A 24066-nucleotide genomic window follows, 5' to 3' on the forward strand; every position below is an offset into this window, starting at 1 on the left:
AGGAACAATAGTGATCGATCACTACGGATCTATTGCGAAGCTAAGTGACCGATCACTACCGTGTCAACGTGTTGCACGAATCTTCCTCGCCCAAGCGGGCCACCATCTGGGACGTGGCCGAGCGCGCGGGTGTCTCGCACCAGACGGTGTCGCGCTACCTGCGGCACGACGGGGCCGGCGTCCGCCCCGAGACCGCCGAGAAGGTGCAGGCCGCGATCGACGAACTGCGCTACCGGCCCAACCTGATCGCCCGCTCGATGCGCACCCGCACGACCGGGCGGCTGGCCATCCTGCTTCCGATGACCACCACCCTGCACCCGCACCGCCTGCTGGACGGCGCCACCAGTCGCGCCCACGAGGAGGGGTTCGTCGTCGACATCTTCGGCCTGGAGGAGCCCGACCCGTCCCGGATCGACCGGGCGCTCGACCTGGCCGACACGGGCGGCTTCGAGGGGATCCTCGTCATGCTCGGCCTGGAGGACGCCGCCCTGGAGGCGAGCACCACCCCGATCGTCCGGCTGCGCGCCTACGACCAGGACCTCAAGGCGGTCGGTCCGCTCGCCGACGGCGCGATGTGCGCCGAGGTGGTGCGGCACCTGGCCGGCCTGGGGCACCGGCACTTCCTGCACATCACGGGGGACCTGACCTTCACCTCCGCCCGCAACCGGGCCGCGGCGTTCAGCGCCACCATCGCCGAACTGGGCCTGCAGGGGCAGGTGGCCGAGGGCGACTGGCACACTCCGTCGGCGCGCGCGGCGGTGGCCGCCCTCCCCGCCGACTCCCCGTCACCGCGATCGTCGCCGGCAACGACACCCTGGCCATGGGTGCCATCCGCGCCTGCCTGGACCGCGGCTGGACGGTGCCCGGCGACGTGAGCGTCGTCGGCTGGGACGACAACGAGCAGGCGGCGGTCGCGACCCCGTCGGTCTCCACCGTGGCGGTGGACGCCGAGGGCCTGGGCCGCGACGCCATGTCGGAGCTGATCGCGCTGGTCCGGGGCCAGGACGCCCCCGCCCCGACCGCGGGTCCGCTGCACACGCTGGTGCTGCGCGAGTCGACCGGCCCCGCGCGGCGCCCGGTCACCGGCTGACCCTCGGCGCTCCGGTCACCGGCTGATCGGCGCGGGCGTCCGATCCCCGGCCGACCCTCGACCGAGCGGCTCGCCGGTCGGGACCGCGACTCCGGTCGGGAGGCTCAGCCGCGGGGCAGCACCCGCAGCACGACCTCGCAGTCGAAGTGCTGGGAGGCGGTCATCGAGCCGCGGAACCACAGCAGCGGGGTGATCGACGGGTCCCCCGGGGCGACGATCGGGCGCAGGTTGTCCGCGTCCGAGTCCTGGGTCACCGGGTCCCACGTCCAGGTCGCGCCGCGGTCGGTGGTGTGGCCACGGTAGATCTCGTGGTGGGCGGTCGGGGCGCCGTCACGCGGGTCGAGCGGCGTGGACAGGTAGAGCGTGTCGGCGTCATAGGGGTCGATCGCCGCCAGGCCCGTGTAGTCCTGTTCGTGCGGCAGCAGCCCGGCGCCCGCCGGCGCGAGGTGATGGACGCCCCAGGTGCCGTCGGCCCCCAGGCGTGCATAGACGAACCGGTGGTCCGGGATCGGCGCCAGCCTGCCCCACCACTCGGGGTCGCTGAGGTCCGAGGCCCCCACCCGGTCGTCGGCGCGGGCCGTGACCACGGCGGCGACCTGGTCGCCGACCCGCCGGATGTCGGTGGTCCAGAAGTGGGTCAGCGTCGCCCCGCCCATCCGCGTCCCCGCCGCGATGACCGTGGTGAGGGCGTCCTGGTTGGGCGCGTCGCCGTCCAGGGGCGCCGCGTCGACGACGCTCCCGTCGCTGGCCCGCAGGGCGCCGTCGGCCAGGTAGCCGTGGTAGATGGAGTTGTCGTAGTCGCGCGGGTGGTGGTCGGTGGCGAGGATGTCGATGCGGTCGGCGTCCGGGGCGCTGGAGTAGCGGGTGTAGCTGTTGACGTAGCCGACCTTGTCGCGGGTGAACAGCTTGCCGGCGAACGACCAGGTCGCCCCCTCGTCGTCGGAGACCAGGGCGGAGGGGTCGTCGTTGATCGCGCGGGCGAACCACCACAGCCGGCCGTCCCAGCGGTGCAGGTTGGAGTAGGTGACGCCGCGCTGCGCGGTGAGGTCGCTCCAGTCGAACGCCTGCGGCTCGCCCCAGGCCGTCGGGTCGCCGGGCTCGCTGAGCGCGTACCACGACAGGTCGTCGCTCTTGTGGCGGGCGTACGCGACGCCCCAGCGGCCATCCGTGCGTCGCCAGAAGGCCGGAACGTCGTGGTCGTCCACCTCGAAGCCCGGGTGGAGCACCGTCACGGTGGCCTCGCCGGTGCGCAGATCGACGACGGTCACGTCGAGGTCGCCGACGCGCCCCTCACCGCCGGGACCCTCGGCCGCGGCGATCGACCCGACCACCAGGACCCCCGCGTCGGGATCGACCAGGGCGCGCTCGTCCTGGAACCAGCACCAGGCCCCGTTGTCGTTGATGACCTGCTCGTCGGCGTTGGCGGCCAGGGGTGTCGGCCGTCCCGTGGCGTCGGTGGAGTTCATGATGTGACCCTAGCGAAGCGCTTTCCCAGGCGCTCCGGGATCCCGGTATAGGGTCGCCCGAGTGAAGAATCTCGCCCCCGGACTCGCCGTCTGCGCGGTGGCCGCGTCCATCGCCGTCCTCGTCAACCAGTGGCTCCCCGTCCTCAGCGCGCTGCTCGTCGCGATCGTGCTGGGGATGCTCGTGGGCAACCTCGCGCCGATGCCGGAGCCGATGGATCCCGGGGTGAAGTTCGCCGCCAAGCGGTTGCTGCGGGCGGGCGTGGTGCTGCTGGGCCTGCAGGTGTCCCTGGGTGACATCCTGGGGCTGGGCTGGGGCATGGTCGGCGTGGTCTTCGCCGTGGTGGGGATCACCTTCGCCCTGACGATGGCGCTCGGACGCCTCCTGCGGCTGCCCCTGCCCGTGACGCTGCTGGTGGCCAGCGGCTTCTCGATCTGTGGCGCCGCCGCGGTCGCCGCCTGCGACGGCGTCATCGACGCCGAGGACGAGGACGTCGCCTCCGCCCTGGCCCAGGTGGTGCTGTTCGGCACGCTGATGATCGCGGTGATCCCGCTGCTGAGCGGCCTCATCGGGCTCACCGAGCATCAGGCCGGACTCTGGGCGGGCGCGTCGATCCACGAGGTCGCCCAGGTGGTGGCCGCCGCCGGCATCATCGGATCGAGCGCCCTGGCCGTCGCGGTGATCGTGAAGCTCGCCCGCGTGGTGCTGCTCGCCCCCGTGATGGCCGTGCTCTCCACGTGGCAGCGCCGCCGGCAGGCCGAGAGCGGCGCCGGCGGGGCCAGGCCGCCGATCGTCCCGCTGTTCGTCGTCGGCTTCCTCGCTGCCGTGGCGCTCGCCAGCCTACGCATCGTGCCCGCGGAGATCATGGCGGTGCTCAAGATCCTGCAGACGTTCCTGCTGTCCGCGGCGATGTTCGCCCTGGGCACGGGCGTGAACGTCCGCAAGCTGCTGGGGATGGGCGGCCGCCCGATCGCCCTGGGCGCCGGCGCGACCGTCATCGTGACGCTGGTCGGGCTCGGCGGCGTCCTGCTCGTCACGAGCTGACCGCCGGTTCCCCCCGGGGTCAGCGCAGGTGCTGGGCCAGGAAGGCGAGCTTGCGGGGGACGTGGTGCTCGCCGCCGCCCTCGTGGTCGTTGAAGCGGTAGACCGCCATCTCCTTGTCGTCGCCGCCCCAGTGGTTGAAGGCCGCGTAGACGGTCGAGGGCGGGCAGGTCTGGTCGCGCAGCCCGACCGAGAACAGGGCGGGCGCCTGCGCCAGCGCAGCCAGGTTGGCCCCGTCGAAGTAGGACAACACGTCCAGGGTCTGCTCGACGCGGTCGCGGTAGCGCGCCAGGTGGCGCACGATCTCGCCGTACGGGTCGCGGTCGGAGATGGCCAGCGCACGCTCGAAGTGGCACAGGAACGGCACGTCGGTCGCGACGGCGACGACGTCGTGGTTCAGCGCGCCGGCCGCGATGGCCAATCCCCCGCCCTGGCTCGCGCCGGTGACGGCGACGCGGGCGGCGTCCACCCAGGGCAGCGCGCGGGCGGCGTCCACCGCCAGCGCGGCGTCGGTGAAGAGCCGCCGGTAGTAGTAGGTGTCCTTGTCGGCGATGCCCTTGGTCATCACGCCCGGCTCGGTGCTCAGGCCCGCGTCGGCCGTGGGATCGGGGGTGGCGCCGACGGCCTTCCACCCCTGGCCCCGGCTGTCCACGGTGAGGTGGACGTAGCCCGCGGTCGCGAACACCTGGTTCTGCCAGGCGAGCGACCGGCCGCCGGAGTAGCCGTGGAACTCCACCACGGCCGGCAGCGGGCCGCTGGCGCCCGCCGGCACGTGCGCCCACGCCCGGATCGGGTGGCCTCCGAAGCCGCTGAACGTCACGTCGTGGGTGTCGACCAGCGTCATGCCGGTCTCGACGCGCTCGGTGCGCGGCGGCTCCGCCAGCGCCCGGGACTCCTCGATGGTCGCGTCCCAGAAGGCCTGCAGGTCGTCGGGGCGCCGCACGTCGGGGCGGTAGGCGCGCAGTTGCTCCAGCGGGAGGTCGAATTCAGCCACGGGCACACCCTAGTGACCCCGGACGCCCACGTTGGAGCGTTTCAAACTACGCCCGCCGACCGCGCCGCGGGGGCCCCGAACGCGCCTCCCGCGGTTCGGGGCGGCCAGGGCCGATGATGGGGCGGTGCCCGCGCTCATCGTCGTCACCGGCCCCCGGGGCTCGGGAAGTCCACCGTCTCGGCGCTCGTCGCCGACGCCTTCGACCCGGGCGCGCTCGTCGCGGGGGACGACTTCTTCGCGTTCCTGCGGCGCGGCGAGATCCCGCCCTGGGAGCCGGCGTCCCTGGCGCAGAACACGGCGGTGAACGAGGCCGCCGGGGCGGCGTCCGGGCGGCTGGCGCGGCACTGCACCGTCGTGTTCGACGGCGTGCTGGGGCCCTGGTTCCTGCCCGCGTTCGCCGCGGCGTCCGGCCTGGACTCGCTGCACTACGCCGTGCTGACCGCCCCGCTGGACACCTGCCTGGAGCGGATCGCGACCCGCAGGGATCACCCGTTCGGCGACGTCGGGGCGGCGACCCACATGTGGCGCGAGTTCGAGCGGGCCGAGATCGAGGGTCGGCACCGGGTCGACGCCACGGCCCCGGCGGAGCAGGTGGCCGCGGCCATCCTCGCGGGCGTGGCTGCGGGCTCGCTGCGCGTCCGGCGCTGAGCGGCCGGCGAGGGTGGGCTCCAGGCCGGCGAGGGCGGGCGTCCGGCCACGGCGCCCGTAGCGCGAGCCGAGCGGGGCTCTCCACCCGTGGCATGAGGCGGCCGCGACCGACGGCCCATGGCGGCCGGAGCCGGGCGCGGCCAGACTGTGCCCATGCAACGCATACTCACCCCCGCCGTGGCCCTGTCCGCCCTCGTCCTGTTGAGCGCCTGCTCCACCCCCGCGCCGACGCCGACGCCGAGCGTCCCGGCGGTCACCGCCTCCCCCAGCGCCTCGACCGCCCAGCCCACGACCGCCTCGCCCACGACCGCCTCGCCCTCGGCGACACCGACGCGGACGCCCTCAGCCACGGCGTCACCGTCCGCCACCGCGGCCACCGGCCCGCGGCTCACCTCGTCGTCGTGCCAGTTGTCGGTCTCCGAGCAGTCGGGCGACCCGCTGATCCTGTACGGCTACACCGTGAGCGCGCCGAGCAAGCAGCGCTGGACGATCACCCTGACCTACACCAACGACATGGGCCCCAGCACCGAGACCATCACCGGGACCGGCACCAAGTCCGACACGGTCAAGCTCTACGGCATCACCAAGCAGGGCGTCACACCCGGCTGCAAGGCCACCATCAAGGCGCGCTGACTAGGGGCACCGCCCCGTCGGCGCGCCCCCACCGGGCATCGGAGTGACGTCCACGAAGGTGTTGCCGACGGAGTGGGCGTCCAGCACCCACGGGTTCACGCCCCCACGCACACTGGCGAAGCAGACGCGTGTGAACGTGGAGTCGGTCAGGCCCTGGATGCCCGTCGGGCTCACGTTGCGGAACCGGACGTCGGTGAACGCGAACGGGCCGACGGTGTCGGCGTTCTTGCCCGGGCCGGCCTCCACCAGGATGACCGGCTTGCCGGCGTTGTCGGCCATGCCGCACGTCTTGGAGTTGTTGCTGTTGACGCTGACATTGCTCACGGCGATGTCGCGGAAGGTGGCCGAGCCGCCGCTCACGTAGCCCGACGGCGACAGGGTGTAGGCCAACGACGCGATGAAGGCGTTGGAGGCCATGCAGTCCACCGCCGAATCGCGGAAGATGATGTCGCGCGCGCCGCCGTTCATGTCGGAGGTGCTCTTCATGCGCAGCGCCCCCGTCTCGGTGCGGTGGAACACGTTGTCCTCGGCCAGCAGGTGCTGGACCCAGGCGGCGGTGTGGCTGCCGATCGCGACGCCGCCGTGGCCGCGCCGCACGTAGTTGCCCATGATCCACACGTCCTGCGAGCTGCGGCCCAGGGCACCGTACTTGCCCTGTCCCGCCGCGAAGTTCACGACGTCGTCGCCGGTGTCGAAGAAGTTGTTGGCCACGACGCCGTGCGAGGACCCGCCGAACTCGAGGCCGTCGCCGTTGTTGGTGTTGAACGTGGTGTGCGAGGTCGCGTACACCCCGATGTTGTGGGAGTCGAGGAACATCACCCCGTGGAATGCGGGGTTGTCCGCGGTGACGCCCTCCAGGTAGAGCCCGTCGACGCCGATGAAGGTGGCCAGGCTGGAGCGGTACTGGCCGTAGATCGAGGAGTCGCTCACGGTCTCGGGCCGGTTGACGATGCCCGGCATGGTGTCGATGGCCTCGCGGGCGTGGATGACCTGGTTCGCGGCGAGGATGCCGTCCGTGGCGACCTTGCCGGCGGAGCTCGCCACGTAGTCGGGGAGGGCGTTGCCCGCCTCGTCGGTGGTGGAGCCGGCCGCGGTGCGCTTCCAGCCGTTGCCGTCGATGACGCCCTGGCCGACGATCCGGACGCCGCGGGCCGCCGCGCCCGGCTGGCGTCCCGCCTCCCCGCGTCCGTTGTCGGCGGGGATGACGTTGAGCAGCGACGGCGGACGCAGGTAGGCGGTGTAGCTGGCCTCCGTGGGCACGGGGTCCGGGATCGGATAGAGGTAGTAGCCCCGCTCGATCGGGTAGTCGCGCCAGTCGTCCGAGCCGAGGAGGCGTGCCCCCTGCGCCAACTCGAGCGTGACGCCGCTGCGCAGGAACAGCGCGCCCGTCCGGAAGGTGCCCTCGGGGATCGTGACCACGCAGGACGGGGCGTTGCAGGCGTCGATCGCCTTCTGGATGGCGCCGGTGTTGAGGGTGACACCGTCGCCGATCGCGCCGAACTGCGGCGCCGTCACGACGCTGCGGTGCGCCTTCTTGGCGGTGGTCTGCCGGATCGCGGCGCTGGGGGCGGACAGGCTGCCGTCGGCGAGGACCGCACGGACCTGGAAGGTGTAGGTGGTCTGCGGCGCCAGCCCGGTCACCTTGAAGCTGCGGGACTCCACGCCCACGTGGAAGCCGTCGCGATCGGCGGCGTAGAACGCCTCCACGTACGGCTGCGACGGCGTGTGCGCGGCGGCGTTCGCGGACGCGCGCCCGAGCACGCGGCCGTCCTGGGAGACCTCGTAGTCGACGACGTCGAGCTTGCCGCCTTCGGGCTTGTTCCAGACGAGCAGGGTGCTGACGTCATCGGTGGCCGATCCCGGCACGCACAGGTTGCTCGGGGCCAGGGGGCTGGTGCCCGTCAGCCGGGTGCTGGCCTGGGTGCAGGTGTTGTCGGTGCCGGTCTTGGGCGCCGCGTCCGCGGGGGTCGCGGCGAGGAGGGCGACCGGCCCGAGGGCGAGCGCGCCGAGCGCGGCGACGAGCGTGGGGACGGTGCGACGTGGGCGAAGCATGCGAGACCTCCGTGGTGCGGCGACGTTGCCGCGCTCACGCTAACCCTGCCGGACACCCGTCAGCAAGCGCTTTCTCAGACGAGAGAGTATCACAACTCGGCGAGCAACGTCCGGACGCGGGCGGCGATGTCGTCACGGACGAGGTCCATCCGCTCGCGCCCGTCGATCCCGCGCTCGGAGGGCTCGTCGGTGATCCAGCGCTCCACCGTCACGCCGGCGACCTGCGGGAGTTCGGCCTCGGCACCCAGGACGATCACCCGATCCGCGACCCGCATCATGTCCTCGGTGAGCTGCCGGGGGCGCTCCCCCGCCGTCGAGGCGCCGACCGCGTCCAGCGATGCCACGGACAGAGCGTTCAGACCCTCACCGGGGCGCGTCCCGGCCGAGGACACCTCCACGGCGTCCCCCGCCAGCGAACGCAGCAGGGCCGCCGCCATCTGCGACTTGCCGCCGTTCTTCACGCAGACGAACAGGACGCGCGGGGCGGGCCGCGTCTCGTGGGACGGGGCTTCGGGTCGCTGGTCCATGCTCGCTCCTGGTTGTGCGCGGGGCCTGCTGAGATCCTAGGCGAGGCCCCTGCGGGTTCTGGCTAGGCTCCCGGCATGAACCTGGGACTCCACTTCCGCCTCAGCGACGACCAGGCCGCGGCGGTGCTCGCGGCGGCCGGCGACGACGACGCCCTGATGGATGCGATCGCGCTGCTGGAGGAGGACGCGGGCGTCTACGACCGGGGTTGTGAGACCGACAAGGCCTGGGATCCCATCGCGTGCGCGCTGGCGCCCGAGGGCGATCGTGACGAGTGGCCGGCCCGCGGGGTGATCGGCGGGGCCCGCTCGTTGCAGACCGACGACGACGCGCTGTGGGTCACCCACCTCGATCCAGCGGAGACCACCGAGGTGGCGCACTACCTGGCCGGGCTGAGCGACGGGGACTTCTCCGCGGCCTACCGCGCCATGCCCGCCGAACTCCGCAACCCCGAGTTCGGCCCGGACGAGGAGGCGTACGCCCTGGGATGGTTGGGCCCCCTGCGCACCTTCTTCTCCGACGCCGCCGGCGCGGGCGAGCACGTGGTGTTCACCGTCACGTTCTGAGCGATCGCCGCGCCTGCCGGGCGACTTGTGCAACCGGCCTCGGAGCCGGCCGCACGCCGTTAGGCTCGAGCCGTCGACCGGACGACGACGTCCGGTTCTGCACGGAGGAACCCATGATCGAGCTACCCGAGGCGGCCACTTTGGCGCGCCAATTGTCGGCCGCCTTCACCGGACGGACCGTCGCGTCGGCGACGGCCGGCCAGACACCGCACGGCTTCGCGTTCTACAACCGGGAGGCCGCCGAGTTCGGCCCGCTGTTGACGGGCGGCGCGGTGGGGCGCGCGGCCGCGTACGGCGGGGTGGTGGAGGTGCCCGTGGGCGCCTTCCGGCTGGTCCTCAACGACGGCGCCCGCCTGCGACGGCTCGCGCCCGGAACGCCCCGCCCGCCGCGGCACCAACTCCTGGTCGAGTTCGACGACGGCGCCGCCCTGGCCTGCACCGTGCAGATGTACGCCGGGATCGCGCTGGTCGAGGACGGCGACGACGTGGGGCCCTACGTGCGCGCCGCGCGTGACGCGCCGTCGCCGCTGACGGCCGCGTTCACCCTGGACCACCTGCGGGGACTGGTCGCGCAGGCGCCCGCCCGCGCGTCGGTCAAGGAACTGCTGGCCACCAAGCAGCGGATCCCCGGGCTGGGCAACGGCTGTCTGCACGACATCGCCTTCTACGCGGGCCTGCACCCCCGCCGCAGGATCGAGACGCTCGCGCCGCGCGATCTGGTCCACCTGCACGCGACGCTGCTGGCGGTGCTGCGCCGCATGACCGACGACGGCGGCCGCGACACCGAGCGCGACCTCCATGGCGAGCCGGGGCGCTACCCCACGACGCTGTCGGCGCGCACCCAGGGGCTTCCCTGCCCCCGCTGCGGCTCGGCCATCACCAAGCAGACCTTCCTGGGCGGCACCATCTACTTCTGCGTCCGGTGCCAGCCGCTGCCGTGATCCTTCGCGGCCGGCCGCTGCTTGGCCCTCGGGGTGTCAGCCGGCGCCGCTCCCCCGAAGGACGCAACCGTGCGGGGCGCGCACGCGCGTGCCGGAGAAGGGACTTGAACCCTCACGCCTTGCGGCACGGGAACCTAAATCCCGCGTGTCTGCCAATTCCACCACTCCGGCCGGCCGGGTCAGTCTAGCCAGATCGACTCACGAGCCGGCCGTGTGGCAGACCGCCTCGACGTTGTTGCCGTCCGGGTCCCGGACGAAGGCGCCGTAGTAGTGGGCGTGGTATTCGGGCCACACCTGGGGCACGTCGACGACGTCAGCGCCCATCTCCTGGGCGGCGACGAAGAAGGCGTCCACAGCCGCTTCGTCCGGCGCGGCGAAGGCGAGGTGCGATTCCCGGTTGGACGCGCCGGGCGCGGGGCCCGCGATCCAGAACCCCGCCTCGCCGTCCGCGCCGTACCCGATCGCGACGCCGGAGTCGACCTGCCTGGTGTGACCCAGCGGGGCCAGCACCGCGTCGTAGAACCGGGCGGACGCGGCCACGTCGGCCACGCTGATCCCGCAGTGATCCATCATGGCGGCAGCCTAGGCCGACCCGGTCGGCCAGGAGCCGCGTTCGAGGAGTCGACGGACCGACCGCAGATCGTCACGCTGTGGGGTCGCCCCCGAGGCGCGGCGACGGCGGCGTCAGGCCTCGGCCGTGTGGCACACCGCCTCGACGTTGTTGCCGTCGGGATCCCGCACGAAAGCGCCGTAGTAGTGCTCGTGGTACTCCGGCCACAGCCGCGGCCGGTGCAGCACCTCCGCGCCCAGCGCCTCGGCGGCCGCGAACCAGGCGTCCACGGCGGCCACATCGGGCGCGGAGAACGCGATGTGGCACTCACGGTTGGACGCGCCCTCGACCGGCCCCGAGATCCAGAAGCCCGCCTCCGCACCCGTGCCGTAGCCGATGGCCTGGCCGAAGTCCATCAGCCGGGTGTGCCCGAGGGTGCCGAGCACGGTGTCGTAGAAGCGCGCCGAGGCGTCCAGGTCGGCGACGCTGATTCCGAAGTGATCCATCATGGGTCGAGCCTAGGAAGGCCCTCCGACAGTTCGCGCGGATCCGCCAGGTGCAGGGCCGGATCGTCCACGCGGAAGGTGCGCACCGGACCCGGGCCCGTGAGCGCGGTCTCGAACCGGACGGTCACCCGTCCCACGCCGGCGCCCCACACCCAGCCGCGTCCGTGCTCGTCGTGCACCACGTCGGCCCCCGGCGTGAAGGAGGGACGCCAGCGCGGCCGCAGGGACGCGGCGTCCGGCTCGGCCGCCGCCTCCGCCGAGGAGACGGTGCTGACGACCGCGCCCGCCGCGTCCGGTTCGAAGAGTTCCTCCTGGGCGGCCTCGGTGAAGCCGGCGACCCCGACGCCGAGCAGCCGGAACCCCGTCTCGACGGGGACGCCGTCGAGCATCGAGCGGGCGATGCGGGCGACGACCTCGGCCCGGTCGGTGGCGCCGTGCAGCGTCTGGCTACGGGAGATGATCGTGAAGTCCGGACGCTTGACCTTGAGGGTGATGGTGCGGGCGAACAGCCCCTGGCGCGCCAGGCGCTCGGTGACGATCCGGGCGTCCCGGTCGATCGTGGCGTCCAGCTCGGCGCGGTCGCGGACGTCCCCCTCGAACGTGTCCTCCACGCTGATGGACTTCGCCTCGCGGTCGGCGACGACGGGCCGGATGTCGCGGGCGAACGCCAGGTCGTGCACCCACTCCCCCTGCGACCTGCCGAGCTCGCGCAGCACCTCGGCGCGACTGAGCGCCCGGATGTCGGCGACCGTCTTCACCCCGAGCCGGGACAGCCGCTCCATCGTCGCCGGCCCCACCCCGGGGATGGCCCGCGCCGGCAGGCCCGCGATGGTGTCGAGCTCGTCGCCGGGAGCGACCACCGTGATCCCGTCGGGCTTGGCCAGCTCGCTGGCCACCTTGGCCATGAACTTGCTGGTGCCGATGCCCACCGAGGCCGTCAGCCCGCCGGTCCGCTCCCGGACGGCCGCGCGCAGCCGCTCCCCCACCTCCCGCACCGCCGCGGGCGAGAAGTCGACGGTCGGGCCCGCCGCGAGGTCGACGAACGCCTCGTCCAGGCTGAGGGGCTCCACCAGCGGCGACAGCTCGGCGAGCAGCCCCATCACGATCGCCGAGCTCTCCCGGTAGGCGGCGAACCTGCCCGACAGGTAGGCGGCGTGCGGGCACAGCCGGCGGGCCTCGTGGGTCGGCATCGCCGAGTGGACGCCGAACACGCGCGCCTCGTACGAGGCGGTTGACACCACCCCGCGGCCCCGATGCCCCCGACGATGACGGGCTTGCCGCGCAGCGAGGGCTTGTCGCGCTGCTCGACGGCGGCGAAGAAGGCGTCGAGGTCCAGGTGGAGGACGCTCGCGTCCCGCCGATGTCCCTCGCTCGCCTGCACGCCCCCAGTGTGGCAGCCCGGTCCGACGGCGCTTTTGTCGGTGGGCGGTGCGAAGATCGAAGCATGGACGCCAACGCTCTCCTCATCGACGCGATCGGACGACCGCTTCAGGCAGCCCGGGCGGTGCTGCGGGATCTGGACGCCGACGCCTTCACCACCCTGGTCCAGGGCCCCGTCGGCCGGGGCAACTCCATCGCCTGGCTGGTGTGGCACGCCGCCCGCCAGCAGGACGCGCAGATGGCCGACCTGTCCGGCGCGCAGCAGCAGTGGGTCACCGGCGGGTGGGCGGAGCGGCTGGGGGTGTCGCGCGGGCCGGGCTCGATGGGCTTCGGCGACACCGAGCAGCAGGTCGCCGACCTGCACGTGTCCGACCCGGCGGATCTCCTGGCCTACGTGACCGCGGTCACCGACGCCTCGGTGGAGTACCTGCGCGGCCTCAGCTCCGACGACCTGGCCGAGGTCGTCGACCACAACTGGACGCCGCCGGTGACCCGCGGCGTCCGGATCATCAGCGTGATCGACGACGCCACGGCGCACGTCGCGCAGGCGGAGTACGCCCGCGGGCTGCTCACCGACTGGTCGATCGGCTACTGAGGCGCCGCGTCCGCTCCGCGGATCCGTTCGTAGCCGACGAAGTCGAACGGGCCGCGCGGCTCGCGGCGCGTCTCACGCCACTGCGCCGGGTCGATCCTCGGGAACACCACGCCGCCCTCGGCGGAGGCGTGCACCTCGGTGAGGTCGAGCTCGTCCAGGTCGGGCCACGACTCGGCGTAGACGCGGCCGCCCCCGGCGACGAACACGGTGTCGTCCAGACTGCGGGCCAGCTCGAGCGCCTCGGGGTAGGAGCCAGCGGTGTAGCCGGTGGCGCGGCCGTCGGTCGGCAGCTCGATCCGGTCGGGGTTCCGGGTGATCACGATGGTGGCGCGCCCGGGCAGCCATCGGCCGATCGCCTCGAACGTGGCGCGCCCCATGATCATGGGATGGCCGAGCGTCACCTCCTTGTAGCGCGCCCAGTCCTCGGCGAACTCGAACGGCTGACGCTCACCGTCCCCGATCACACCGTTGTCGGCGACGATCGCGATGGCGATGACGGGCATGGCTCCTCCTGGCGGGTCGGTGGGCGGCGGCGCGGCGCCGAACGGCGATCCGCGCCTGGACGCTAGACGGCGATCGGCGCCTTGATGGTGGGGTGCGGGTCGTAGCCGGCCACCTCGATGTCGGCGAGTTCGAAGCCGTCGATGCGGTCGACGTCGGGGTTCAGCCGCAGCGTCGGCAGCGTGCGCGGCGTCCGGGACAGCTGCTCGTGCGCCTGGTCGAGGTGGTTGAGGTAGAGGTGCGCGTCGCCGAACGTGTGCACGAACTCGCCCGGCTGCAGCCCGGTCACCTGCGCGACCATGTGCGTCAGCAGCGCGTAGGAGGCGATGTTGAACGGCACGCCGAGGAACACGTCCGCGGAGCGCTGGTACATCTGGCAGCTCAGCCGGCCGTCGGCCACGTAGAACTGGAACATCATGTGGCACGGCGGCAGGGCCATGGCGTCCACGTCGGCCGGGTTCCAGGCCACCACCACGTGCCGGCGCGAATCGGGGTTGCGCGTGAGCTGCTCGATCACCCCGGCGAGCTGGTCGATGTGCCGACCGTCCGGGGCGGGCCAGCTGCGCCACTGCGCGCCGTACACCGGGCCCAGGTCGCCGTTGGCGTCCGCCCACTCGTCCCAGATGGTGATGTTGTTGGCGTGCAGCCACCCGATGTTGGTGTCGCCGCGCAGGAACCACAGCAGCTCGCCGAAGATCGAGCGGGTGTGGAGCTTCTTGGTGGTCAGCAGGGGGAAGCCGTCGGCCAGGTCGAACCGCATCTGGTGGCCGAACACGCTGAGGGTGCCGGTGCCGGTGCGGTCGGTCTTACGGGCGCCCTCGTCGAGGATCCGGCGCACGAGGGCCAGGTACTGGGCGTCGGCGTTGTTGGTGCTCATGCCGCCTCCCCCGCCAGGACGCCGCGCAGGTGCTCGACCATGGCCCGGACGGCCTTGCCGCGGTGGCTGATGGCGTCCTTGGCGTCCGGGTCGAGCTCGGCGGTGGTCCGGGTGTGCCCGTCGGGGAGGAACGCCGGGTCGTAGCCGAAGCCGTTGCTGCCGCGGGCCTCGCGCGCGAGCCGACCCTCCATCGTCGCCCGCTCGACGTGCTCGGCGCCGGTGGGCAGCACCAGGGCCATCGCGCAGACGAACCGGGCCGTGCGCTCGGCGTCCGGGACGTCGTCGACCTGACGCAGCAGCAGCGCGAGGTTCTCGGCGTCGTCGCCGTGGCCGCCGGCCCAGCGCGCCGACCGGACGCCCGGCATCCTGTTCAGGACGTCGACCTCGATGCCGGAGTCGTCGGCCAGGGCCGGCAGCCCCGTGGCGGAGGCCGCCACCCGCGCCTTGATGAGGGCGTTGCCCTCGAACGAACGCTCGGTTTCCGCCGGCTCGGGGTAGCTCGCCACGTCGTCCAGGCCGACCACCTCGACGGCCAGCCCCGAGGCCTCGACGATCCGCCGCAACTCGACCAGCTTCTTGTGGTTGTGGGTCGCCAGAACAACGCGTTGCATGCCGCACACCCTAGCCGGGCGCGGCGCAGGGCAGACTGACCCCATGAGTGGCAAGACGGACCGGATCCCGCTCGAGATCGCCGTCCAGGACGCCGCGGGCGCGCTCGCCGCGCTGGCCGCCGGCGCGGACCGGCTGGAGCTGTGCAGCGCCCTGGAGACGGGCGGGCTGACCCCCTCGCTCGGCCTCGTCGAGCGCGTCGCCGCAGCCGCAGCCGAGGCCGGCGCCGGGTTGTGCGTGTTGATCCGGGCGCGCGACGGCGACTTCGTCTACGACGCCGACGAGGTGGCGGTGATGCGCCGCGACGTCGCACTGACGGCGGCGGTGCCGGGGGTGACCGGTGTCGTGGTGGGGGCGCTCACCGCGTCCGGCGGGGTGGACGCGCCCGCGGTCCGCGCGCTGGCGGACGCGGCGGCCGGGCGCGACGTCGTCTTCCACCGGGCCCTCGATGTGCTCGCCGACCCGCTCGCCGCCCTGGACGAACTCGCCCGGCTGGGCGTGACCCGGGTGCTCACCAGCGGCGGCGCCCCCACCGCGCCCGAGGGGCTGGAGACCCTGCGGGCCATGGCGGCGCACGCGTCCGGCCTGGGGATCGTGGCGGGCGGCGGCGTCACACCGGCGGCCTTCCCGGCGCTGCTGGACGCCGGCGTCACCGGCCTGCACCTGTCGGCCAAACATCGGCGTCCGGGCGGGGCGAGCGGCCCCGGGGGCGGCGCGGGCGAGGTGTGGCGGACCTCGGCCGCGGCTGTCCGGGAGGCGCGCGACGCCCTGGATCGGGCGGCCCGCTGAGCGCGGGTTCGACAGCCCGCCCAACCTCTCGGGGGTTCCTCCGCACGGCCTCCCGCGCCCGAAAATCAGTTTTCGCGCAGTCACCGCCGCGCGGGAGCGCATCGCCCCTTGTCGGCACGCGCGCTGCAGGCGCGAGTGCGCGATCCTTGATTTTTCGCCGCCTCAGCCCGCCCGCCCCGGCGCCGTCAGGAGGGGCGGCCGCACGGCGAGGCGAGCCCACCGTCCGGCGCAGCCCCCGGAACCGCGCATCCACCGGCGACGCGCCGGACCGCACCATCCCGTGACGCGCACGTGCCCGGCCCCGCGAGCGGGACCGGGCACGTGAGAAGCGACGGGATCAGTCGTCCAGGACCTGACCGGAACGGTCGCGGGTGAACCACACCGAGACGAACGACACGACGGCGCACAGCCCGATGAAGACACCGATCAGCGGGTAGTTGTTGTTGGTGCCGACCAGGGCGGTCGCGATCAGCGGCGCGGTGCCGCCGACCAGGGCCGCGCCCACCTGGTAGCCCAGCGAGATGCCGGTGTAGCGGACGTCGGCGGTGAAGGACTCGGCCAGGAACGTGCCCAGCAGGGCGCCGTAGATCGACCAGATGGCGCCGAAGCCGATGACGGTGGAGATGATCAGGACCGGGACGCTCATCAGGTTCAGCATCCAGAAGTACGGCACGACGTAGATGACGGCCAGCACGGTGCCGATGAGGTAGAGCGACTTGCGGCCCACGCGGTCCGACAGCGCGCCGATGGCGAGCATGCACGGGATCGCGATGACGGCGGCGACCAGGACCGCGCTCAGCGCCTCGCCGCGGGTGTAGCCGAGCTTGATGGCGTAGGAGATGACGTAGGTCGCGAAGATGAAGAACGTCGAGGTCTCGATGAACTTGGCCCCGATGGCCTTCAGGACGGCCGGCCACTGGGTCTTGAAGATCTCCACGATCGGGACCTTGACCTCCTTGCGCTCCGACTTGATCTTGCGGAACGCGGGGGTCTCGTCGACCTTGTTGCGGATCCACAGGCCCAGCAGCACCAGCAGCGCCGACAGCAGGAACGGGATGCGCCAACCCCACGACAGGAAGGCCTCCTCCGGCAGGAGCGCGTCCAGGCCCATCACGGTGAGGTTGCCCAGCGCCAGGCCGAACAGGGCGCCGGTCTGCGGGACGGCGCCGTAGAAGCCGCGCTTGGAGCGCGGGGAGTACTCCACCGCCAGCAGGACGCCGCCGCCCCACTCGCCGCCCAGGGCCAACCCCTGGATCAGGCGCAGCAGCGTGAGCAGGACGCCGGCCGACACGCCGATCTGGGCGTGGGTGGGCAGCAGGCCCATCGCGGCGGTCGAGATGCCCATCAGCGACAGCGTCATGACCAGGGTCTTCTTGCGGCCGATGCGGTCGCCGATGTGGGAGAAGATGACGCCGCCGATGGGGCGGACCAGGAACGCCAGCGAGAAGGACGCCAGCGCCAGCACCGTCTCCATGAACGGGTCGTCGGAGGGGAAGAACAGGTGGCCGAAGACGGCGCTGGCCATCGTGCCGTAGAGGAAGTAGTCGTACCACTCCACCGCGGACCCGACGGCGCTGCCCATCAGGGCGCGCATCCGGGTGGAGCGGTCGATCGATTCGACGTCGTGCTCGCGCGAGGACTGCGCGGACGACTCTGCGGTGTGCGAGCTCATGTGGTGTTGGTTCCTTGTCGTATCAGGCGGCGTTGCCGGAGCGCGAGCGGGCGAGGTCGAGTGCGACGTCGACGATCATGTCTTCCTGACCGCCGACCATCTTGCGGGCGCCGAGTTCCATCAGGATCTCGGCGGTGCGGACGCCGTACTTGGCGGCGGCGCGCTGGGCGTGCAGCAGGAAGCTGCCGTACACGCCCGCGTACCCGATGCTGAGCGTGTCGCGGTCGACCCGCACCGGGTTGGTCATCAGGGGCCGGACGAGGTCGTCGGCTGCGTCGGCCAGGGCGAACACGTCGCAGCCGGTCTCCCAGCCGAGGCGGTCGCACACGGCCACGAACGCCTCCAGCGGCGTGTTGCCCGCGGCCGCCCCGAGGCCGGCCAGCGACGCGTCGACCCGGTAGGCGCCCTGCTCGACCGCGGCGACGGAGTTGGCCACCGAGACCGACAGGTTCTCGTGGGCGTGGACGCCGACCTGCGTCGCCGGGTCGAGCGCCTGCCGGACGGCGGCGATCTTCTCGGCGTACTCCCGGGTCGTCATGGCGCCGGCCGAATCGGTGACGTAGACACACTGGGCGCCGTAGCCCTCCATCAGCTTGGCCTGCTCGACGAGCGTCGCGACCGGGGCCATGTGGGCCATCATCAGGAAGCCGGCGGTGTTGAGGCCGATCTCCCGGGCGGTGGCGATGTGCTGGGCGGCGACGTCGGCCTCGGTGCAGTGCGTGGCGACTCGGACGTAGGTCGCCCCGGCGGACCGGGCGTCCTTCAGTTCGGCGATCGTGCCGACGCCCGGGAGCAGCAGCGTCGCGATCGCGGCGCGCTCCACCACGGACGCGGCCGCCTCGATCTTGGCCAGGTCGGTGAACGGGGCGAACCCGTAGTTCGCGGACGCGCCGGCGAGCCCGTCGCCGTGGGCGACCTCGATGCTGTCGACGCCGGCGGCGTCCAGGGCCGAGGCGATGGCGCGCACCTGGTCGAGGGTGAACTGGTGGGCGACGGCGTGGCTGCCGTCGCGCAGCGTGACGTCGGAGATGAAGATGTCGGGGCTCATGCCGTGGCCTCCTGGGTGTCGTGCAGCGTCGCCGCGATGGCCTGACCGGTCCGCAGCGCGGCCGAGGTCATGATGTCGAGGTTCCCGGCGTAGGCGGGCAGGTAGTGGGCGGCACCCTCCACCTCGAGGAAGACGCTCACCTTGAGGCCGGTGAAGGTCGCGCCGTCGGGCAGGGTGATCGGCTCGGCGATGGCGTCGAACTGCACGTCCTGCTTGAGCCGGTAGCCGGGCACGTAGGCCGCGACCTCGGCGACGCGCGCCTCGACGGCCGCCCGGATGGCGTCGGGCTCGCCCGAGCGGGTCAGGCAGAACACCGTGTCGCGCATGAGCACGGGCGGCTCGGCCGGGTTGAGGATGATGATGGCCTTGCCGCGCGCGGCACCGCCCACCTGCTCCAGGGCGTGCGCGGTGGTCTCGGTGAACTCGTCGATGTTCGCCCGCGTGCCGGGACCCGCCGAGCGGGAGCTGATGGACGCGACGATCTCGGCGTACTCCACCGGCGCCACCGAGCTGATGGCGTGCACGATCGGGACGGTGGCCTGGCCGCCGCAGGTGACCATGTTGACGTTGGGGGCGTCGATCACCTCGACGAGGTTGGCCACCGGGACGCAGAACGGGCCGATGGCCGCGGGCGTGAGGTCGACGACCCGGATGCCCGGCTTGGCCGCGCGGAGCGCCGCGTCGTCGTAGACGTGCGCCTTGGCCGAGGTCGCGTCGAACACGATCTCGACGTCGTCGAAGACCGGGGACGCGATGAGGCCGTCCACCCCGGTGTCGATCGCGGCGACGCCCAGGCGGGCCGCCCGGGCCAGACCGTCGGAGTCCGGGTCGATGCCGACGAGCGCCGCCACCTCCAGGTCACCCCCGCCCCGCAGGATCTTGATCATCAGGTCGGTGCCGATGTTGCCCGAGCCGATGATGGCTGCTTTCACACTCACGCTGCGTCCCTTCCATGCTCCGTCGCATGTCCGACATGTCGAACTGTGGTTCTAAATATCGAACATGAGAGGAGTGGTGTCAACCCGGATCGGCGAAATCGTGGGTAGGCTTCCCGACGACGAAAGGAGCCGGCATGGCACGCCGCACGCCCGCTGTCATGCGCGCCCTCGACATCCTGGAGCTGTTCGTGGGACGCTCCGGACGCCTCACCGCCGCCGACATCGGCGTCGCGACCGACCTCCCCCGCACGACCGTCCACGAGCTGCTGACCACCCTGGTCTCCCGCGGCTACCTCGAGCGCGACGAGGCCGGGCGTTACCGGCTGGGCATGATGACCGTGCAGCTCGGCCAGGCGTACACCTCGCGCTTCGACCTGCTGGGCGAGGCGACCGACCTGGCCCGCACGGTGGCGCTGGAGACGGGCGAGACCTGCTCGGTGGCCGTCCTGCAGGGCAACGAGGTGTTCTACCTCGCCAAGGTCGACGGGGCCGAGCCCTTCCACATGCCCTCCTCGATCGGGCGCCGGCTCCCCGCGTCCTGCACCGGGCTGGGCAAGGTGCTGCTGAGCGACCTCGACGAGGAACAGCTCGCCGCCCTCTACCCCGGCGGGACGCTGCCCGCCATGACCCCCGCGAGCCGCACCACGCTGGCGGAGCTCACCCCCGAGCTGGCGGCGGCCCGCGCCGGCGGGGTGGCCTACGAGCGCGAGGAGTCGACGCCGGGGCTGGCCTGTGCGGCCGCGCCGATCCGGGACTTCGCCGGCCACGTCGTCGCGGCGGTGTCGCTCGCGGTCCCCCTGCAGCGCTGGGACGCGCGTCCGACCGAGACGTGGGCCGAGCTAGCCCTGGACGCGGCGGCTAGGATTTCCGCGCCCCGCCCTCCGGTCGTCACCCGCGCGGGTTAGGGCACGCGAGCCACGGACCCGCCGCGCCCGCGGAGAGGAACGTGCATGAGCGAGGACACCCCCGACATCCGGCCGTGGCCGGCGCTGTGGGCGCTGGTGGTGGGGTTCTTCATGATCCTGCTGGACACCACGATCGTGTCCGTCGCCAACCCCGCCATCAAGGCGGCGCTCGACCCGGCCACCGCGAACCTCGACAACGTGGTGTGGGTCACCAGCGCCTACCTGCTGGCCTACGCGGTGCCCCTGCTGCTGACCGGACGCCTCGGCGACCGCTTCGGCCCCAAGCGCGTCTACCTCGTGGGCCTGGTGGTGTTCACGGTCTCCTCCCTGCTGTGCGGGCTGTCGGGCAGCCTGCCGCTGCTCGTCGCGGCCCGCGCCGTCCAGGGGCTGGGGGCGTCCATGATGTCGCCGCAGACGATGGCGGTGATCACGCGCATCTTCCCCGCCACGAGCCGCGGGGCCGCGATGGGGCTGTGGGGCGCGACCGCCGGCGTCGCGACGCTGCTGGGGCCGATCGCGGGCGGCCTGCTGGTGGACGGCTTCGGCTGGCAGTGGATCTTCTTCATCAACATCCCCATCGGGGTCGTGGCCTGGCTGCTCGCCCACCGCCTGGTGCCGGACCTGCCCACGCACCCGCACCGCTTCGACGTGACGGGCGTCCTGCTGTCGGGCGCGGCGCTGTTCCTGATCGTGTTCGGCCTCCAGGAGGGCGAGACCTACGCGTGGGGGACCATCTGGGGCCGGTGTCGGTGTGGTCGCTCATCCTCGCCGGGGCGGTGCTGTTCGGCGCCTTCCTGTGGAACCAGGCCCACACCCGCAACGAGCCGCTCGTCCCGCTGAGCCTGTTCGCCGACCGCAACTTCGCGATGGCGAACATCGGCATCGCGGCGGTGGGCTGCGCGGTGACGAGCATGTCCCTGCCCATGATGTTCTTCGCCCAGCTCGGGCGCGGGCTCTCCCCCACCCAGGCCGCGCTGCTGACCGCGCCCAGCGCCGTGCTGTCGGGCGTGCTGGCGCCCTTCGCCGGCCGACTGCTCGACCGGACCGACCCGCGCTTCATCCTGCTGCCCGGCCTGATCCTGGTGGCCGGCGCGATGACCTGGTGGGGCCTGTGGATGAACGTCGACACCCCGATCTGGGCGTTCCTGTTCCCCGCCGCGATGATGGGCGTCGGGCAGGCCGGGATGTGGGGGCCGCTGTCGACCACGGCGAACCGGAACCTGCCGCCGCGCCTGGCCGGGGCCGGCGCCGGGGTCTACAACACCACCCGGCAGATCGGCTCGGTCATCGGGTCGGCGGCCATCGCCGCGCTGATGCAGTCGCGGCTCACCGCGCTGATGCCGGCGGGCCAGGACGGCCTCGCCGGCGCCGCGCACGGTGGGCTGCCGCCGCAGGCCGCCGCGCCGTTCTCGCTGGCGATGGGTCAGGCGATGCTGCTCCCTGTCTGCGTCCTGGGCGTGGCGATCGTCGCGGCCAGCTTCATGGAACGCCCCAGCGTCCTGGCCCGGCGGTAGCGACGGGTCGGGGAGTTCCCCTGGCCCACCCTCCCCGCTCGGCCCAGCACCCGGTGATGCGTCGTGCGCGTTGCGTCGTGCCCGCGTGCGTCGTGCTGGGCGTGCCCCGTGTGGGAGGGCCCGGCCCGTCGGGCCTGCAGTGCGACCGAAACGAACCCTCGGTCGCGTGGGCTCGTGCTCGCTGCCGAACGGGTACCGGCTCCCCGGACCCGTCGTGCCCCGAGCTTAGGGCTCGACGAGGTCGGTGGACCAGTTGAGCTGCTGGAGCCGCTCGTCCAGCCGCCGGAAGGCCTTCGCCGTCGCGTCGGCCTCGGCGCGCAGGTCGGCCACCGACACCGTGGGGACGAACTTGATCTCGGCGCGCCCGAACCGGGCGCCCGGCGTCGCCGCCGCCGCGACCGACGCGAGGAACTTCTGGCGGCGGGCCAGCGTGTCCCGCTCGGCGATGGCGTCGGTGATGGTGCCGCCCTCGTCGAAGGCGGTGGCGGCGTTCGTCGCGTTGATGGCGGCGACGAGCCACGTCAGCCGCTCGAAGGACGCCGCGGCCTCGGCCAGCAGCGCCCGGGGATCCTCGACGGGGCTCTCGCCCTCCTGGACGAGCACCGCCCCGGCGAGGCGGCCCTCGATCTCCGCGATCCGGGTCTGGACGGCCGCGCGTTCGGCCAGCGCCTGGGCGAGCTTCATCGGGCCAGCGCCTCCGCCTGAAGGGTCGCCAGGGTGGCGCACCCCGCCTGCCCCAGGTCGAGCAGCGCGTCGAGCTGGGCGCGGTCGAACGGCTCCCCCTCGGCGGTGCCCTGCACCTCGATGAGGCGCCCGTCGCCGGTGCAGACGATGTTCATGTCGACCTCGGCGGCCGAGTCCTCCTCGTAGGGGAGGTCCAGAAGGGCCGTGCCGTCCAGGATGCCGACGCTGATCGCGGCCACCGAGTCCTTCAGCGGCTCGCCGGCCAGCAGGTCGCGCTCGCGCAGCCACGCCACGGCGTCCGCGAGGGCGACGTAGGCGCCCGTGATGGACGCGGTGCGGGTGCCGCCGTCGGCCTGCAGCACGTCGCAGTCGATGACGATGGTGTTCTCCCCCAGCGCCTCGTAGTCGATGACCGCGCGCAGCGCCCGGCCGATCAGGCGGGAGATCTCGTGGGTGCGGCCGCCGACGCGTCCACGACGCGACTCGCGGTCCGAGCGGGTGTGCGTCGAGCGCGGCAGCATCTCGTACTCCGCGGTGACCCAGCCCAGGCCGCTGCCCTTGCGCCAGCGCGGGACCCCCGGCGTGACCGACGCCGCGACCAGGACGCGGGTGGCACCGAACTCGACCAGCACCGAACCCTCGGCGTGGTCGAGCCACTTGCGGGTGATGCGGACGTCGCGGAGCTGGTCGGGGGCACGCCCATCGGCGCGTTGGAAGGTCATGCCCGCAGACTATCGGTTTCCACCTGCTCGACATCGGTCACGAACCCGCCCATCAGGCGCCGCCCGATGCCCTCGAACATCTCGGGGCTGCCGGTGGTGAGGAAGCGGCGGGTGACGGGGCGCTGGTCGGTGCGGACCAGGTCGAGGTCGGTCAGCGTCGTGAAGACCTCCTTGGCGCACTCGTCGGCCGAGGAGACCATCGTGACCCCGTCGCCCAGCACGTAGCCGAGCACGCCGGTCAGCAGCGGGTAGTGGGTGCAGCCCAGGATCAGGGTGTCGACGTCCGCCCCCTGCAACGGAGCCAGGTACTCCCGGGCCAGCGCCAGGATCTCGGGGCCGGTGGTGACGCCCCGCTCGACGTAGTCCACGAACCGCGGGCACGGCGAGGTGAAGAGTTCGACGTCCGGCACGGCGGTGAGGGCGTCGTCGTAGCTCAGGGAGTTCGCGGTCGCCTGCGTGCAGATGACGCCGATCCGGCCGTTGCGGGTGGCCTTCACCGACCGGCGCGCGGCGGGCAGGATCACCTCGATCACCGGGACGTCGTAGCGCTCGCGGGCGTCCCGCAGCACCGCCGAGGACGCCGAGTTGCACGCGATCACCAGCGCCTTGACGTCTTGGGCGACCAGGTAGTCCAGCGACTCCAGGGCGAACTGCCGGACCTCCGACAGCGGGCGGGGCCCGTAGGGGGCGCGGGCGGTGTCGCCCAGGTAGATGATGTCCTCGTTGGGCAACTGGTCGGTCACCGCGCGGGCGACGGTCAGCCCCCCGAAACCCGAATCGAACAGCCCGATCGGTGCATCCACATCGCTCACGACGACCCAG

The 24066-nt window shown here is 72.7% G+C and carries 27 protein-coding genes, 1 tRNA gene and 1 pseudogene; 12 read left to right on the top strand and 17 right to left on the bottom strand.

Annotated features, from left to right (window positions below; all coding sequences use genetic code 11):
• Positions 1-68: 68 nt before the first annotated feature.
• Together G7070_RS02035 and G7070_RS17500 are read left to right on the top strand one after the other, a co-directional pair.
• Positions 69-875 (top strand): LacI family DNA-binding transcriptional regulator, encoded by an 807-nt coding sequence (locus G7070_RS02035; RefSeq protein WP_206079895.1) that lies wholly within the window; start codon positions 69-71, stop codon positions 873-875.
• Entirely contained in the window at positions 821-1090 is a 270-nt protein-coding gene (locus G7070_RS17500) for a substrate-binding domain-containing protein (protein WP_206080170.1), read from the top strand. The genes G7070_RS02035 and G7070_RS17500 overlap by 55 nt, the downstream gene beginning before the upstream one ends.
• 104 nt (positions 1091-1194) lie before the next feature.
• Here G7070_RS17500 and G7070_RS02040 read toward each other — a convergent pair whose 3' ends face one another.
• Positions 1195-2556 (bottom strand): BNR-4 repeat-containing protein, encoded by a 1362-nt coding sequence (locus G7070_RS02040; RefSeq protein WP_166231574.1) that lies wholly within the window; start codon positions 2554-2556, stop codon positions 1195-1197.
• Positions 2557-2617: 61 nt separating this feature from the next.
• Between G7070_RS02040 and G7070_RS02045 the strand changes: the two genes are divergently transcribed.
• Positions 2618-3598, top strand: a complete 981-nt coding sequence (locus G7070_RS02045; protein ID WP_166231577.1) for a YeiH family protein — start codon at positions 2618-2620, stop codon at positions 3596-3598.
• 19 nt (positions 3599-3617) lie between these two features.
• Here the strand turns inward: G7070_RS02045 and G7070_RS02050 are convergent, their stop codons facing one another.
• Positions 3618-4589 (bottom strand): acetylxylan esterase, encoded by a 972-nt coding sequence (locus tag G7070_RS02050; RefSeq protein ID WP_166231580.1) that lies wholly within the window; start codon positions 4587-4589, stop codon positions 3618-3620.
• Between the two features lie 300 nt (positions 4590-4889).
• Here G7070_RS02050 and G7070_RS02055 point away from each other — a divergent pair, with 300 nt between their 5' ends.
• A complete protein-coding gene (locus tag G7070_RS02055) occupies positions 4890-5237 on the top strand; it encodes a DEAD/DEAH box helicase family protein (RefSeq protein WP_166231583.1) in 348 nt (115 codons plus the stop codon).
• A 153-nt stretch (positions 5238-5390) separates the two neighbouring features.
• A complete protein-coding gene (locus G7070_RS02060) occupies positions 5391-5870 on the top strand; it encodes a hypothetical protein (RefSeq protein ID WP_166231586.1) in 480 nt (159 codons plus the stop codon).
• On the opposite strand, the gene G7070_RS02065 is transcribed toward G7070_RS02060, so the two are convergent.
• Both G7070_RS02065 and G7070_RS02070 read right to left on the bottom strand, forming a co-directional pair.
• Positions 5871-7922, bottom strand: coding sequence for a glycosyl hydrolase family 28 protein (locus G7070_RS02065; RefSeq protein ID WP_166231588.1), 2052 nt, complete (start codon positions 7920-7922; stop codon positions 5871-5873). It abuts the gene before it with no gap.
• Positions 7923-8011: 89 nt separating this feature from the next.
• Entirely contained in the window at positions 8012-8449 is a 438-nt protein-coding gene (locus G7070_RS02070; RefSeq protein WP_166231590.1) for an arsenate-mycothiol transferase ArsC, read from the bottom strand.
• Positions 8450-8524: 75 nt separating this feature from the next.
• On the opposite strand from G7070_RS02070, the gene G7070_RS02075 reads away from it, so the two are divergent.
• Together G7070_RS02075 and G7070_RS02080 are read left to right on the top strand one after the other, a co-directional pair.
• The gene (locus tag G7070_RS02075) at positions 8525-9013 is read left to right on the top strand and encodes a DUF1877 family protein (protein WP_166231592.1); all 489 of its coding nucleotides are present in this window, start codon (positions 8525-8527) and stop codon (positions 9011-9013) included.
• A gap of 113 nt (positions 9014-9126) precedes the next feature.
• Entirely contained in the window at positions 9127-9954 is an 828-nt protein-coding gene (locus G7070_RS02080; RefSeq protein ID WP_166231594.1) for an endonuclease VIII, read from the top strand.
• Between the two features lie 89 nt (positions 9955-10043).
• Here G7070_RS02080 and G7070_RS02085 read toward each other — a convergent pair.
• The 4 genes and pseudogenes from G7070_RS02085 to G7070_RS02100 all read right to left on the bottom strand — a co-directional run bounded on the left by G7070_RS02085 (position 10044) and on the right by G7070_RS02100 (position 12391).
• Positions 10044-10125: transfer RNA gene (locus G7070_RS02085), tRNA-Leu, on the bottom strand.
• A gap of 27 nt (positions 10126-10152) precedes the next feature.
• On the bottom strand, positions 10153-10527 hold the full coding sequence (locus tag G7070_RS02090) for a VOC family protein (protein WP_166231596.1): 375 nt from the start codon (positions 10525-10527) through the stop codon (positions 10153-10155).
• 111 nt (positions 10528-10638) lie between these two features.
• Entirely contained in the window at positions 10639-11013 is a 375-nt protein-coding gene (locus G7070_RS02095; RefSeq protein WP_166231598.1) for a VOC family protein, read from the bottom strand.
• Positions 11010-12391, bottom strand: a pseudogene (locus G7070_RS02100) (DNA polymerase IV). Before G7070_RS02100 ends, G7070_RS02095 begins: the two are co-directional and overlap by 4 nt.
• 63 nt (positions 12392-12454) lie before the next feature.
• Between G7070_RS02100 and G7070_RS02105 the strand changes: the two are divergent.
• The gene (locus G7070_RS02105) at positions 12455-12985 is read left to right on the top strand and encodes a mycothiol transferase (protein WP_166231600.1); all 531 of its coding nucleotides are present in this window, start codon (positions 12455-12457) and stop codon (positions 12983-12985) included.
• Here the strand turns inward: G7070_RS02105 and G7070_RS02110 are convergent.
• The 3 genes from G7070_RS02110 to rdgB all read right to left on the bottom strand — a co-directional run bounded on the left by G7070_RS02110 (position 12979) and on the right by rdgB (position 14974).
• Entirely contained in the window at positions 12979-13488 is a 510-nt protein-coding gene (locus G7070_RS02110) for a dihydrofolate reductase (protein WP_166231602.1), read from the bottom strand. The genes G7070_RS02105 and G7070_RS02110 overlap by 7 nt on opposite strands.
• Positions 13489-13550: 62 nt before the next feature.
• Complete coding sequence (locus G7070_RS02115; RefSeq protein WP_166231604.1) at positions 13551-14363, bottom strand: thymidylate synthase; 813 nt, start codon at positions 14361-14363, stop codon at positions 13551-13553.
• Positions 14360-14974 (bottom strand): RdgB/HAM1 family non-canonical purine NTP pyrophosphatase, encoded by a 615-nt coding sequence (gene rdgB, locus G7070_RS02120; protein ID WP_166231606.1) that lies wholly within the window; start codon positions 14972-14974, stop codon positions 14360-14362. The genes G7070_RS02115 and rdgB overlap by 4 nt, the downstream gene beginning before the upstream one ends.
• Before the next feature lie 43 nt (positions 14975-15017).
• Between rdgB and G7070_RS02125 the strand changes: the two genes are divergently transcribed.
• Positions 15018-15761, top strand: a complete 744-nt coding sequence (locus G7070_RS02125) for a copper homeostasis protein CutC (protein ID WP_166231608.1) — start codon at positions 15018-15020, stop codon at positions 15759-15761.
• A 337-nt stretch (positions 15762-16098) separates the two neighbouring features.
• On the opposite strand, the gene G7070_RS02130 is transcribed toward G7070_RS02125, so the two are convergent.
• The 3 genes from G7070_RS02130 to G7070_RS02140 are packed head-to-tail and all read right to left on the bottom strand — an operon-like array spanning position 16099 to position 19419.
• Positions 16099-17433 carry an MFS transporter gene (locus G7070_RS02130; RefSeq protein ID WP_166231610.1) on the bottom strand — a complete coding sequence of 445 codons (1335 nt, stop codon included), beginning with the start codon at positions 17431-17433 and terminating at the stop codon, positions 16099-16101.
• 22 nt (positions 17434-17455) lie between these two features.
• A complete protein-coding gene (dmpG, locus tag G7070_RS02135; protein WP_166231612.1) occupies positions 17456-18481 on the bottom strand; it encodes a 4-hydroxy-2-oxovalerate aldolase in 1026 nt (341 codons plus the stop codon).
• Entirely contained in the window at positions 18478-19419 is a 942-nt protein-coding gene (locus G7070_RS02140) for an acetaldehyde dehydrogenase (acetylating) (protein ID WP_166231613.1), read from the bottom strand. Before G7070_RS02140 ends, dmpG begins: the two co-directional genes overlap by 4 nt.
• Before the next feature lie 134 nt (positions 19420-19553).
• Between G7070_RS02140 and G7070_RS02145 the strand changes: the two genes are divergently transcribed.
• The 3 genes from G7070_RS02145 to G7070_RS18220 are packed head-to-tail and all read left to right on the top strand — an operon-like array spanning position 19554 to position 21838.
• Entirely contained in the window at positions 19554-20324 is a 771-nt protein-coding gene (locus G7070_RS02145; protein WP_166231615.1) for an IclR family transcriptional regulator, read from the top strand.
• 45 nt (positions 20325-20369) lie between these two features.
• Positions 20370-21164 (top strand): MFS transporter, encoded by a 795-nt coding sequence (locus tag G7070_RS18215; RefSeq protein WP_246227229.1) that lies wholly within the window; start codon positions 20370-20372, stop codon positions 21162-21164.
• Complete coding sequence (locus G7070_RS18220; protein ID WP_246227231.1) at positions 21101-21838, top strand: MFS transporter; 738 nt, start codon at positions 21101-21103, stop codon at positions 21836-21838. The genes G7070_RS18215 and G7070_RS18220 overlap by 64 nt, the downstream gene beginning before the upstream one ends.
• A 225-nt stretch (positions 21839-22063) precedes the next feature.
• Here G7070_RS18220 and G7070_RS02155 read toward each other — a convergent pair whose 3' ends face one another.
• From G7070_RS02155 to murI, 3 genes are read right to left on the bottom strand one after another with little or no spacing between them, the layout of a single operon-like run.
• On the bottom strand, positions 22064-22522 hold the full coding sequence (locus tag G7070_RS02155; RefSeq protein WP_166231617.1) for a DIP1984 family protein: 459 nt from the start codon (positions 22520-22522) through the stop codon (positions 22064-22066).
• A complete protein-coding gene (rph, locus tag G7070_RS02160; RefSeq protein WP_166231620.1) occupies positions 22519-23244 on the bottom strand; it encodes a ribonuclease PH in 726 nt (241 codons plus the stop codon). Before rph ends, G7070_RS02155 begins: the two co-directional genes overlap by 4 nt.
• Complete coding sequence (gene murI / locus G7070_RS02165; RefSeq protein WP_166231622.1) at positions 23241-24056, bottom strand: glutamate racemase; 816 nt, start codon at positions 24054-24056, stop codon at positions 23241-23243. Before murI ends, rph begins: the two co-directional genes overlap by 4 nt.
• Between the last annotated feature and the right edge of the window lie 10 nt (positions 24057-24066).

This window comes from Propioniciclava coleopterorum, assembly GCF_011393335.1.
GTDB lineage: Bacteria > Actinomycetota > Actinomycetes > Propionibacteriales > Propionibacteriaceae > Propioniciclava > Propioniciclava coleopterorum.

Excerpts from the sequence above, each read along its gene's own strand:
- G7070_RS17500 (WP_206080170.1), top strand. The coding sequence starts at position 821 with ATGGGTGCCATCCGCGCCTGCCTGGACCGCGGCTGGACGGTGCCCGGC.
- G7070_RS02040 (WP_166231574.1), bottom strand. The coding sequence starts at position 2,556 with ATGAACTCCACCGACGCCACGGGACGGCCGACACCCCTGGCCGCCAAC.
- G7070_RS02060 (WP_166231586.1), top strand. The coding sequence starts at position 5,391 with ATGCAACGCATACTCACCCCCGCCGTGGCCCTGTCCGCCCTCGTCCTG.
- G7070_RS02065 (WP_166231588.1), bottom strand. The coding sequence starts at position 7,922 with ATGCTTCGCCCACGTCGCACCGTCCCCACGCTCGTCGCCGCGCTCGGC.
- G7070_RS02070 (WP_166231590.1), bottom strand. The coding sequence starts at position 8,449 with ATGGACCAGCGACCCGAAGCCCCGTCCCACGAGACGCGGCCCGCCCCG.
- G7070_RS02075 (WP_166231592.1), top strand. The coding sequence starts at position 8,525 with ATGAACCTGGGACTCCACTTCCGCCTCAGCGACGACCAGGCCGCGGCG.
- G7070_RS02080 (WP_166231594.1), top strand. The coding sequence starts at position 9,127 with ATGATCGAGCTACCCGAGGCGGCCACTTTGGCGCGCCAATTGTCGGCC.
- G7070_RS02090 (WP_166231596.1), bottom strand. The coding sequence starts at position 10,527 with ATGATGGATCACTGCGGGATCAGCGTGGCCGACGTGGCCGCGTCCGCC.
- G7070_RS02095 (WP_166231598.1), bottom strand. The coding sequence starts at position 11,013 with ATGATGGATCACTTCGGAATCAGCGTCGCCGACCTGGACGCCTCGGCG.
- G7070_RS02105 (WP_166231600.1), top strand. The coding sequence starts at position 12,455 with ATGGACGCCAACGCTCTCCTCATCGACGCGATCGGACGACCGCTTCAG.
- G7070_RS02110 (WP_166231602.1), bottom strand. The coding sequence starts at position 13,488 with ATGCCCGTCATCGCCATCGCGATCGTCGCCGACAACGGTGTGATCGGG.
- G7070_RS02115 (WP_166231604.1), bottom strand. The coding sequence starts at position 14,363 with ATGAGCACCAACAACGCCGACGCCCAGTACCTGGCCCTCGTGCGCCGG.
- rdgB (WP_166231606.1), bottom strand. The coding sequence starts at position 14,974 with ATGCAACGCGTTGTTCTGGCGACCCACAACCACAAGAAGCTGGTCGAG.
- G7070_RS02125 (WP_166231608.1), top strand. The coding sequence starts at position 15,018 with ATGAGTGGCAAGACGGACCGGATCCCGCTCGAGATCGCCGTCCAGGAC.
- G7070_RS02130 (WP_166231610.1), bottom strand. The coding sequence starts at position 17,433 with ATGAGCTCGCACACCGCAGAGTCGTCCGCGCAGTCCTCGCGCGAGCAC.
- dmpG (WP_166231612.1), bottom strand. The coding sequence starts at position 18,481 with ATGAGCCCCGACATCTTCATCTCCGACGTCACGCTGCGCGACGGCAGC.
- G7070_RS02145 (WP_166231615.1), top strand. The coding sequence starts at position 19,554 with ATGGCACGCCGCACGCCCGCTGTCATGCGCGCCCTCGACATCCTGGAG.
- G7070_RS18215 (WP_246227229.1), top strand. The coding sequence starts at position 20,370 with ATGAGCGAGGACACCCCCGACATCCGGCCGTGGCCGGCGCTGTGGGCG.
- G7070_RS02155 (WP_166231617.1), bottom strand. The coding sequence starts at position 22,522 with ATGAAGCTCGCCCAGGCGCTGGCCGAACGCGCGGCCGTCCAGACCCGG.
- rph (WP_166231620.1), bottom strand. The coding sequence starts at position 23,244 with ATGACCTTCCAACGCGCCGATGGGCGTGCCCCCGACCAGCTCCGCGAC.